This window comes from Rhizobium chutanense (assembly GCF_002531935.1).
GTDB classification, from domain to species: domain Bacteria; phylum Pseudomonadota; class Alphaproteobacteria; order Rhizobiales; family Rhizobiaceae; genus Rhizobium; species Rhizobium chutanense.
Window position 1 is genome coordinate 245,733 of sequence record NZ_NWSV01000008.1, and the last position, 10,225, is coordinate 255,957.

A 10,225-nucleotide genomic window follows, 5' to 3' on the forward strand; every position below is an offset into this window, starting at 1 on the left:
AGAAAAAGCCCCGCCGAAGCGAGGCCAAGTTTGCACCGCCCCCGGGAAAACAGGAGCGGCGTCGAAGTCCATATCCTGCGTCCCGTCTTACAGCGAGGCCAGATTTCGCCTGATCGGTACGCTGGTGAGGAAATTTGCGATTTGTCAAAGATCGCCGGTCCCTTCCTGGCGGCGCCGCGATTGCCGCAGCCCTCGCGGTGGCAGCGAGACTCGCATCGGGCGTCAGAGATAAAGCGGCGCCATCTTGCGCCAGACGCCGGCGCGGTGGGCACGACCGTCCCAGACATGCAGCTGATGGCGAATATTCTTCTCGCCGAGCAGCCGGCTGAGATAGCGGTTGTTGTCGAGGAAGGGATCGGCATCGCCGATGGTCAGAACGATGTCGATCTCGCGCAGCCTGTCGAGCCGCCAGTCCGAACCAAGACCGGGCAGGAAATGCGTCGGCGTGTGGAAATAGATGCTGTCGTCGTAATAACCGTCGAACAGGTCGCCGAAGACTTCCACCTTCATCGTCAGGTCGTAGCGCCCGGAAAAAGCGACGAGCTTGCGGAAGAGATGCGGGTGACGGAAGACGAGGCTCGCCGCCTGGAAGGCGCCGAGACTGCATCCATGCACGATGGTACAGTCATGCGGGTTCTTCGCCGCCATCAGCGGCAGCACCTCGTTGAGGATGTAATCCTCCAGCGCCGCATGCCGGCGGATGCGCTCGGCCGGATGGCGGTGGAAGCCGTAGAGGCTGTCTGCCGCCAGGCCCTCGATGCAATAGAGCTGAAGATAGCCGGCCTGCAGCTTTTCCATGAGGCTCGCGACCAGGCCGAGTTGCTCATATTCAAAAAAGCGCCCTTCCCGCGTCGGAAAAACCAGCACCTTGGCGCCGGCATGGCCGAACACCAGCATCTCCATGTCTCGATGCAGACGCTGACTGTACCAGCGGAGATATTCGCGGTTCATGGCATCCTGAAGAACTGTCCGATCTTGTCGCGGAGCGCCGCCTCTTGCTCAGCGCTTCCAGGGTAATCGAAATGACCGGCGTCCAGGATGAAGATTTCATTATATTTCGGTATCGAATTGGCGACAGCGAACTGACAGGGCGGCGCGACCGAAGGGTCGAAAAGCGCCACCGCCGTCAGCATCGGCACCTCGATCCGCCGCGCCGCAGTCGCCGCGTCGTAGAAGCGCAGCGTCTCCAGGACATTTCCATGTTCCGCCTGATATTCCTGCACCGATTGGGCGCTGCCGACGCTCGGCAGCTTGAGGCGCAGCGGCTGGTGGCCGAAGCTCGGCAGCGCGAGATGCCCGCGGTCGATACGCTCGTCATAGGCGATCGCCATCGCCCCGACGCCGCCGCCGAAGCTGATGCCGCTATAGCCGATATGCCCCGACAGCCAGGGATAGAGTGCAGCGAGCGTCGAGACGGCCAGCCAGATATCCTCGACACAGCCGCCGATAATATAGGAATTCGGCTTGTCGATATCGTGCAGCACATGCCAGGAGGGATTTTCGGAAATCGGCGGATGCCTGCTCAGCGACAGCCCCCGGCAGCAGGGAAAAATCACCGCCGTGTCCTCGACCGGAAGATTGAAGTCAGGCTGATCCCGCCCGCCATACCCATGCCCGACGACGAGACCTCGCTTCACCTGCCCCTCGCGCGGCAGCAGCAGCCAGCCGCCGATCTTGAACGCATCCGTGGAGAAATAGACGAGATCGAGCACGTGCCAGTCTGGATGGGTGAGTTCGCTGCGGGAAAGCACCGGCCGCGGATCGACCATCAGCGCCTTGCGATACCGCGCCTCCCAGAATGCGTCGAAACCCTCCGGTTCCTCCGGCGGCTCGATCGCCAGAAGCTCTCCGAGCCGCATGCCGTAGGTCGGATCGAAATCGAAGGGATGTGCTGTCGGAATGCTCATCCGGCTTTGTCCCGTGAAACGGCCGGTTGCGCAAGGTTCTGCCTGCGCCACGGGTAAAGGCCTGATCACGCCCTTCAGCTCTATCGTCTTTGCGCCCATGCGCTTGGCCATAAAGCGTTCGAGATCGGCATCGATTGTCCGGTCCTCCGTCGAGACGGCATACCGGCTCGGCTTCGAACGCCAGGCCGCCAGTGGTCTCGCTTACGGCACGGGGCAGCGGTATTTATAGGCAATCAACGTCGTCATCAGCTCCTCGCCGGTGACGTCGCGTATGCCCGGATTCTCTTCCAGGAATGTGCACAGCGTATTGCCGATCGCTTCCGCCGTGGTTCCCATAGGAACACAGGCGTTGATACCAACGGAATTGGCAAAATATGCCGATCTCACCATGGCCTTTGTCGCAGGAACGGCTTCGATGAAACTGCGGCGGGCCAGATACTCGTCCCTGTTCCATTTATCCAACCATCCGGCAACGTATCCGACGACAAATTGCCGTGAACCGCCGCAATCGGAATAAAGCAGGTCACCGCTGGAAAACCCGGCGGGAATCTTTGCTGAAACCGTTGCCAACAGAGTGGCGATAAGAATGCCCGACATCACACCTCCAAAGCGCTCGACGGAGCGGAGCTTCGATCGGGAAAGTGTCGGAAATTAGCTTCAAACGTGTCATCTTTTTTACTGCATTCAAAAGTAGCAACTGACGACCGGCCGTCCGTTGAAGAGAGGTTGTCCCGCGCCCAAGGACTTGGGCGCACTGGATTCCTGTGACGAGCACAGGAATGACCGAGGACAGGTTGAGTGCCACGGCCATGAAGGGAGGTATGCGGCAGCCTCTCCGTTCCCACCCACCTTTCGCACAATATGCCCCTCGTTCCCCATCTTCCCGCCTGAGCCTCAAAAGATGGGGTAGAGATGAAGCAGACCCTCTCCCTCCGTCATTCCTGTGCTCGTCACAGGAATCCAGCCACCGCGCGTCCGCGCGGTGAATGACTCGAATGCTCCGCTGAAGGGATCTCCCCAAGGGCTGGGGCGTATAGGATTCGCCTACCGGCATTCAACGCAGCCAGCCGATCGCTAGCCTCAATCGAACCGACTGACCTCGAGCCCATTGCCGACCGGCAGCAGCACGCTCGATATGCCAGGTTTGGCGCGGACGGCTTCGCCATAGCGTCTCACATCATCGCCTCCCGGGCGGAGCATGTTGTCGGCGACGATGATCGCGCCCGGATTGAGCCTGGGATAGAAGGCCTCGAGGCACGGAACGTAAAGATCCTTCCAGAGATCCACGAGCACGAAATCGATGCCCTGGGAAAGCTCGCCGATCATCTGGACGGCGTCCCCGACCTTGAACTCGACGTGATCGGCGAGGCCTGCCTTGACGGCCATGTCACGCGCATAGGCCGACTTGTAATCGTGCATTTCCATGGTGATCAGCCGGCCGCCGGTGGCGCGCGCGGCTGCCGCCAGCCAGATTCCGGAATAACCGAAGGAGGTGCCGAGTTCGAGAATGGTCGGGCTCTTGAAGCTGCTCGCTAGGATATTGAGGAACTGCCCCGTCTCCGGCCCGACCGCGCGCAGCCGCTGATCCTGCCCGCCGTCGCGGCCGCCGGGAGGCTGCTCGCGCGGGCTGTTGCGCTCCGTCGCGATCATCCTGTGATAGGTGTCGAGCACGTCCTGGATTCTGCCGTCCAATATCTTCTCCATGTCCGCCTAAGCGAAATGCTGCCCGTCGATCGGCCGATCATTGCCGATCGAAACAGCACCGGAAAGTTAAACTTTGGCAATCATCGCCTTTGCCGGCTCCCCTTCGGTTGCGCATGCCGCCATCCTCGGCTACATCAAACCGCAATGGCCGGGTCACCGGCCACGTAAGCGTTAACGTCACTCAACGCGTATGATCGAACGGCTTTGCGGCTTCGATCTGCGCGACTGTGTCCTGCGGATCGAGCTTTCCAGCCCGGGAAGGACACATGGATAACAATCAGCTCAAAGAACCCGCTTCAACGGCCCCCGGCATCGAACGGGTTCGTCACAACACCCGCCGGCGCACGCTCACGGTCGAAAGCGTCGTCGACATCACCCCCGGCATGCGCCGCATCACGTTAACAGGCGACGACCTCGCCGATTTCACCAGCCTTGCGCCCGACGACCACATCAAGATCTTCGTTCGTGCTGCCGATGGCAGCGAAGAGCGCCGTGACTATACCCCTCGCCGCTACCACAATACCGAGCGCAGATTGACCATCGACTTCGCCCTGCACGAGGCAGGCCCGGTGACGCGATGGGCGATCGAAGCGCGCCCCGGCGACAGGCTCGAAATCGGCGGACCAAGGGGCTCCGCAGTGGTTTCCGCGACGGTCAGGCGCTGGCTGCTGATCGGCGACGAAACGGCGCTGCCGGCGATCGGCCGCCGGATCGAAGAGAGCGCAGCCGGAACAGTCATCACCGCCGTCGCCGCCGTCACCGGCCCGCTGGAACAGCAACGCTTCGACACCCGTGCCGAACTCGATATCCGCTGGGCCCACCGGCCTCTGTCGCAGGCAAGCGATGCCGCAGCACTGCTGAAACTGCTGAGCGCGGTCGATATTCAACCGGAGACCTTCGTCTGGGTCGCGGCGGAAGCCTCGGTAACACGCGCTGTCCGCGCCTATTTCCTTGAACGAGGCTACCCGCTGAGTTGGATCAAGGCATCCGGCTATTGGGTGTTCGGTAAGGCCGATACGACGGAAAAATTCGGTTAGGCCGTCTGACGCCGAAACCGGCCGCCGCCCGAAACGGCGTCGGCCACCCGCGCGAAAATCGCCCTTTTTCACCATTGCGATTTAATCGGATGCGATATATATTTGCGGTAATGAAGGCCCGACAGGATATTCCGATGCCCACATCCAAAGCCGCAAAACAGCCTGCATCCGCCTCTGCGAAGGTTGGCGGTGACGGCCGGAAGCTTTCGAATTTCCTGTGTTTTGCCGTCTATTCGGCCAATCTCGCCTTCGGCCGCGCCTACAAGCCGATCCTGGACGCACTCGGCCTGACCTATACCCAATATATCGCCATGGTGGCGCTCTCCGAGGAAGACGACCAGACGGTCAGCACACTGGGGGAAAAACTGTTTCTCGAATCCAACACGCTGACGCCCATTCTCAAGAAGCTGGAGTCGGTCGGTTTTATCACCCGCCATCGCGATCCCGCTGATGAACGGCAAGTGCGCGTCGGCCTGACACCGGCCGGGCGCAATCTCCTCCTCGACGTCGATCCCAGCGGCACGCTGGTTGCCGCCACCGGCCTCGGCGATGATTTCCCTACCGTACAGAAATCGGTGACGCGGCTGCGCGACAATCTGTTGCGGGCGCAGTCCGAACCGGAAAAATCATGATCGCGGCACATGTCAGCGCCTGGTGACATGCCCGAGATCGCAATCGGCGCCCTGATCGGCAATGGCAGCATTCTTCTCGCCAGGCGAAATTCTGAGCGCAGGACGCACCCCGATCGATGGAGCCTGCCGGGCGGCCATGTCGAAGACGGCGAAGATGCCGAAACGGCAATGCGCCGGGAATTGCTGGAAGAAATCGGCGTGACGCCGCAGCTCTGGCGGTTTGCCGGAAAATTCACTTCAGAAAGCCCGCCCGGGGCCTCCGCCATCTTCCATGTCTATTGCATCGATCGATGGCACGGCGTCCCCTCGCTCATCGATGACGAACACACCGCGCTGAGATGGTTTACCGCCGGAGAGATCGAATGCGAGACGGAGCTGGCGCCGGTTCAGCTCGTCGAGATGCTCCTGAACCTGCTCACGCCGGAAACGAACCACAGGCATGATGACACGGAATAGACCTGCCTGAGACGCCCCGCCGCCCCGAGCCTATAGCGCCAACGGCCGGACCATCTCCGCAAACGCGCCCTCCTCCATCCTCTCGGCCGCCTTGGCATAACCGCCGCCCATTCCGTCGAGGAAATGCAGATGCGAATCCGGCCGGCCTGACGGCACGAGGCAGGTCATCAGCGCATGCGACTGGCGATGCAGACCGAAGTCGATCTCACCGCGCGCCCTTGCAGCAACGAGGATGGCTTCGACGCGGTCGATCTCGTCCGCCGTGCAGTCCAGCGTCAGGCGCAGGCCGTCATCGAATTTGCGAAAATCCGAATGGGAGGCAACCTCCAGCCAGCCTTGCGCATCGACCCGCTTCCCATTGCCATTCGCGATGACAGTGCCTCCGGCTAGCGGATGGGACCGGCGCGGTGCGGCATCGAAGACCGCAAGCACGCGCTTCGCCAGCGCGGCAAAGACCTCCGGGCGCGTGTGGTCGCGCGGCTCGACCAACAACGACAGGATCTCGCCGCGTTGGCTCGGGAACGGCGCCCAGTCGCAGCTCAGGCCCGTCAAGTCGGGCCTCATCGGATAACGGCCTGGCTTCACAAGAAAGCGGCCGTTCTTGATCTGCTGCTCCGCCCATTTGAGCCCGCCGCCGGCAAACATCGCATAGGTCGCGTTCTCGGAAGCGGCATAACGCGCGATCCTGACGTCGCGACCGTTCGCGCGGATTTCGCCGACGGTGACGAGCCCGACGCGCAGGTCGAGATGAAAATCGGCCTTGGCGAAGCCCGCAACATCACGCAAGGCCGATGTCGCGGCCATGATACCGCTCGCCGGCAAGGCGAAGGCCGCTCCATCTCCGCGAAACACGAAGGGAAAATCGAACGAACCCCAGGCATTGCCGAGCGCGGCGATGATCGATGCGCCAGCATAATTGACGTCTTCATAGCGCCCCGATCGGATCGCCGCGGTCGAGCTGACAACGTCGGTAATGCCGATCAGCCAATCGTCAGGCAACGGCTCATAGACATCGGGATCGAGCATAAGCGAAAACTCGTCATAGGCCCGGCGCGGCTCTGCTTGGCTGTTGATCATGGCATGTTCCCCGGATCGGCAGGTTTGACTGCTGGCTCAGAAACGGGCCTGCCGCCGATCGGCAGACCCCCGCTTGGAGATGACGGCACGAGGCCGGCCCTTCCCGTTCAGACAAGCTTGGTTTCGACGGCGATATTGCCATGGACCGCCTTGGAATAAGGGCAGATGCCATGGGCCGCCTCGATCAGTTCCTCCGCGATCTCGCGATCGATGTCTGCAAGGCTGACATTCAGCCGTGCGCGCAGGAAGTATGAGCCGTTATCGCCGTTGAGCGTAATTTCGGCATCGACCTCGGGACCGGCTGGCAACGTGATCTTCCGCTGCGCCGCCGCGAGTTCGATGGCGCCGATATAGCAGGCCGACCAAGCGGCGCCGAACAGGTTTTCGGCCGCCGGATGCGGCTGCGGCAGCTTGATGTCGAGCGTACCGTCAATACTGCGGGCGGAGCCGTTGCGGCCGCCGGTGATGTGGGTCTTGCCGGTGAAGAGAAGCTTCTCGGTCATGGTGATATCCTTTCGTTGTTACTAAAGCGCATCCGATTAGATCGGATGCGCCTTAATATGCCTCACCGAAGCGGATGTCAACACTATTCCGATTTAATCGGATACGATTTATATTGACCGACGAGCGGCGCTTATGAGAGCCGCCCTGTTTCCCAGCAGGAAGGTGGACTGATCAGAAGCGTTACGACCGCGGCCGGCCGTCGTCGAACAGCATGGCAAGCCATTGATAGTATCGCGGCTGCTTCTCTCTCAGCTGGCTGCGCGAATAAGGCGGCCGTTCGATATCGCCATAGAGATAGACGCTGGCCGTGACCGCGAAGAATTCCCGGTCGTTGCTCATCATGTAGGAATCGCCCGGCCAGAGCCCGCGACCGTTGTTGAAGAATTGCCTGATGTCGCTATTGCGGAAACCGCCGGACAGCATCCGGCCGTTAAAGGCGTGCAGAAGCTCGTGCAGGATGATCGGTTTGTCGGGATCGAGGCTCCTGACGCGCAGATCGATGCCGGTCTTGCTGCTGTAATGGCCGGGGCCGAAACCTGCGGCAGCCGGGTTGGCCCAGATCGGAATGGTCCGCATGAAGGTGAGGACGTCAGGCTTCAGATCGACATGCTCGACGATGTCGAGTTGCCGCTTGACGGCCGCAACCATCTCCTTGTCCGGTTCGGCGCCCCTGGCATTGGTGAGATCGACCTGCCATCCATGATAGGTGAAAACGAGCGGATCGGCCGCCGCCGCTCCCGTTGCCGCGAGCATGATGGCGATGGCGGCACTAAGCGGTGCCGTCATTTTCGAAATCGGTCTCATGTTCGAAATCGGTCTCATGGCCCCTCCCGACAGGTCGTGCACGGACTGTTGCATAGGCAAAGGGAGGGTACAATCGCGTCAGTGACGCCTTGATATCGCGGACATGATTTCGGAAAAAACCGGGCCTTGCCGAACGGCGCTCAGACCTTTTCCTTCTTCTTGACCTTTTCCTTCGGCTCGACCGGCGCATCGGGCGTCGGGGCAAGAAGCTTGCGCAACGATGCGATCTTGTCCTTCACCAGCGGCCGGAAGCGCGTCGCGCGATAGGGCATGTCGGCCGCACCGTAACCTTCCGGCCCGTCATCATTGCCGCGATGGATCTCCGCGAGCTTGACCCCGATGAAGGTGCCGTCGACATAATGGGTATATTCGCCGACCCAGCGGATCGTATAGATCTCGCCCTTGCGGATGAGCTGGTCGATGCTGACATGCTTGAAGGTATCGTTGATGCAGACGACCTTCTGGCCGACATGGAAATCATAGCTCATGGCTCAAACTCTCGAACGGCAACCGCCTGACCGATCTATAGCGCGCCAGACGGCCGGGATGAACCTTTTTCTGCCGCGCCCTATGGTCCAAGACGATATGGATCAGTCGCAATAGACCTTGCCGCTCTTGCGGGAGCGCAGATCGAAGTGGAAATGGTTCCAGTGTTCCGGGTTGCTGCCGGGGCCGAGCACGGTGCTGAAATAGCGGCAGCTGTCGGTGCGCACCGCCTTCAGCAGCCGGCCTTCGCGCAGCGAGAACAGGCCCTTCTTGCGCACGTCGATCTCGTGGCCGTTCTTCAGCACGAACTTGCCGACGTCGATCGCATTGCCGCGGGCGTGTTCCGACATCGGATTGTATCTCTGCCGGCTGTTGTTCATGCGCCGGCAGGAATAGCCGCCGAGCGGCTGGATCGTCCTGATACCGCTCCAGTAGCGGAAGCGGGCGGACGGGGCCAGTTCGTTCTTCACCCATTTGGCGAAGGCGAGCGTCACCTGGCAGTTCAGCGTCACGGCCGGCTGCACGCCGATATTGCCGGAAAGCCCTTTCAGCGACACCGGATAGGGCACCTGGCAGGCCGGGCCTTGCGAGATCGGCGGTTTGTCGTCGAAGAGCACGCCCATGCGCTTCAGTTCACGCCGGCAGGCAAGCTCGGAGGCCGGCATGACGCTGGGATCGACGGGAGCTGCCGGTTCGCTCATCATCGGGTTGTTCGGCCGCAGCATCGCGACCTCTTCGCTTTCATCCTCTTCGGGGACGCGGGTGGGCGCCACCACCGGGCTGCCGTCGCTCCAGGCCGGCGCCCGGCTCATCTGCGCTTGTGCCGCCGGCTGCGGCATCGCCCGCGGGACGGGCTGACGTACGGGTTGGTTCAGTTGCGTCGGATTGTCGGTGCCGATGCCGTCGACGACCGGTTCGGTGGCGTTGCCCTCGGCGATCTGCTGCTGTTGCTCCTGCGCCAATCCGACAACCGGCTCGGCTCCAAGCTCGTCATCCATGTTGACGCCGCCGGACGGGATTGCAAGATTCTTCGTGCCGCCCCAGTTGCCGCTCGGCTGACCCGCCGCCAATGCCTCGTCGCTGTCGATCATCGGCAGCCCCCGCGCCCCCGGCGCGGCGCGGGCCGCCGGTGCTGAATGACCGGTACCGGCAAGATTCGGCGTGTCGAGATAATCGACGGAACCCTGGTTGTTGCCGACAGGCGCACTGGAAACGGGATAGGCGGCCTGGCTTTCCGCGGGCGCAAGGCGCTCCGCACGCGCCATCCCGACGGAAGGCGCCATGCGCGCAGCGCCCCGTGCCGGCGAGATCGAGCTGACCCTGGTGCCGTTGTCGACATTGGCCGGCGGCACCATCCCGTCGCTGATCGAACAGGTCGTCAGCGCCGCCGAGAGCAGCACAGGCAAAAGGGATCGCCGAGGAAAGGAAACAAACGCCATACTCTTATCGCTTCCGCAGGCCGGCAGTGACCAGAAAAACTCGGTCCAATTTTAATTAAAAGCGGTAAACGAAAACTTACCGGCACAATCTGAACGCGACGGAATCGGCATAGGGGGCGATCGTATTCGATCGCACCCCTGCCACACCACCCGGCATGCGGGTCCGCACCGGGCGGTTC

The 10,225-nt window shown here is 61.8% G+C and carries 12 protein-coding genes and 1 pseudogene; 3 read left to right on the forward strand and 10 right to left on the reverse strand.

The window, feature by feature from the left end:
- Nucleotides 1–222 precede the first annotated feature (222 nt).
- The 5 genes and pseudogenes from CO666_RS15815 to CO666_RS15830 all read right to left on the reverse strand — a co-directional run bounded on the left by CO666_RS15815 (nucleotide 223) and on the right by CO666_RS15830 (nucleotide 3,599).
- A complete protein-coding gene (locus CO666_RS15815; RefSeq protein WP_097613034.1) occupies nucleotides 223–951 on the reverse strand; it encodes an esterase family protein in 729 nt (242 codons plus the stop codon).
- Entirely contained in the window at nucleotides 948–1,907 is a 960-nt protein-coding gene (locus CO666_RS15820) for an acetylxylan esterase (protein ID WP_097613056.1), read from the reverse strand. Before CO666_RS15820 ends, CO666_RS15815 begins: the two co-directional genes overlap by 4 nt.
- Nucleotides 1,908–1,979: 72 nt before the next feature.
- Nucleotides 1,980–2,096, reverse strand: a pseudogene (locus CO666_RS34550) (alpha/beta hydrolase); the annotation flags it as partial.
- A 12-nt stretch (nucleotides 2,097–2,108) separates the two neighbouring features.
- Nucleotides 2,109–2,504, reverse strand: a complete 396-nt coding sequence (locus tag CO666_RS15825; RefSeq protein ID WP_097613035.1) for a hypothetical protein — start codon at nucleotides 2,502–2,504, stop codon at nucleotides 2,109–2,111.
- A 483-nt stretch (nucleotides 2,505–2,987) separates the two neighbouring features.
- A complete protein-coding gene (locus tag CO666_RS15830; RefSeq protein ID WP_097613036.1) occupies nucleotides 2,988–3,599 on the reverse strand; it encodes an O-methyltransferase in 612 nt (203 codons plus the stop codon).
- A gap of 278 nt (nucleotides 3,600–3,877) precedes the next feature.
- Here CO666_RS15830 and CO666_RS15835 point away from each other — a divergent pair, with 278 nt between their 5' ends.
- The 3 genes from CO666_RS15835 (at nucleotide 3,878) to CO666_RS15845 (ending at nucleotide 5,736) form a co-directional block, all read left to right on the forward strand.
- A complete protein-coding gene (locus tag CO666_RS15835; RefSeq protein ID WP_097613037.1) occupies nucleotides 3,878–4,648 on the forward strand; it encodes a siderophore-interacting protein in 771 nt (256 codons plus the stop codon).
- Between the two features lie 134 nt (nucleotides 4,649–4,782).
- A complete protein-coding gene (locus CO666_RS15840) occupies nucleotides 4,783–5,280 on the forward strand; it encodes a MarR family winged helix-turn-helix transcriptional regulator (protein ID WP_097613057.1) in 498 nt (165 codons plus the stop codon).
- 27 nt (nucleotides 5,281–5,307) lie between these two features.
- Nucleotides 5,308–5,736 (forward strand): NUDIX hydrolase, encoded by a 429-nt coding sequence (locus tag CO666_RS15845; RefSeq protein ID WP_097613038.1) that lies wholly within the window; start codon nucleotides 5,308–5,310, stop codon nucleotides 5,734–5,736.
- Between the two features lie 30 nt (nucleotides 5,737–5,766).
- Here the strand turns inward: CO666_RS15845 and CO666_RS15850 are convergent, their stop codons facing one another.
- The 5 genes from CO666_RS15850 to CO666_RS15870 all read right to left on the reverse strand — a co-directional run bounded on the left by CO666_RS15850 (nucleotide 5,767) and on the right by CO666_RS15870 (nucleotide 10,046).
- A complete protein-coding gene (locus tag CO666_RS15850) occupies nucleotides 5,767–6,813 on the reverse strand; it encodes a DUF3095 family protein (protein ID WP_097613039.1) in 1,047 nt (348 codons plus the stop codon).
- Between the two features lie 107 nt (nucleotides 6,814–6,920).
- Entirely contained in the window at nucleotides 6,921–7,316 is a 396-nt protein-coding gene (locus CO666_RS15855; RefSeq protein ID WP_097613040.1) for an Ohr family peroxiredoxin, read from the reverse strand.
- Nucleotides 7,317–7,497: 181 nt separating this feature from the next.
- Nucleotides 7,498–8,121, reverse strand: a complete 624-nt coding sequence (locus CO666_RS15860) for a hypothetical protein (RefSeq protein WP_097613058.1) — start codon at nucleotides 8,119–8,121, stop codon at nucleotides 7,498–7,500.
- Nucleotides 8,122–8,261: 140 nt separating this feature from the next.
- Nucleotides 8,262–8,609, reverse strand: coding sequence for a CAP-Gly domain-containing protein (locus CO666_RS15865; RefSeq protein WP_010067496.1), 348 nt, complete (start codon nucleotides 8,607–8,609; stop codon nucleotides 8,262–8,264).
- Nucleotides 8,610–8,711: 102 nt separating this feature from the next.
- Nucleotides 8,712–10,046 carry an extensin-like domain-containing protein gene (locus CO666_RS15870; protein ID WP_097613041.1) on the reverse strand — a complete coding sequence of 445 codons (1,335 nt, stop codon included), beginning with the start codon at nucleotides 10,044–10,046 and terminating at the stop codon, nucleotides 8,712–8,714.
- Nucleotides 10,047–10,225: the final 179 nt, after the last annotated feature.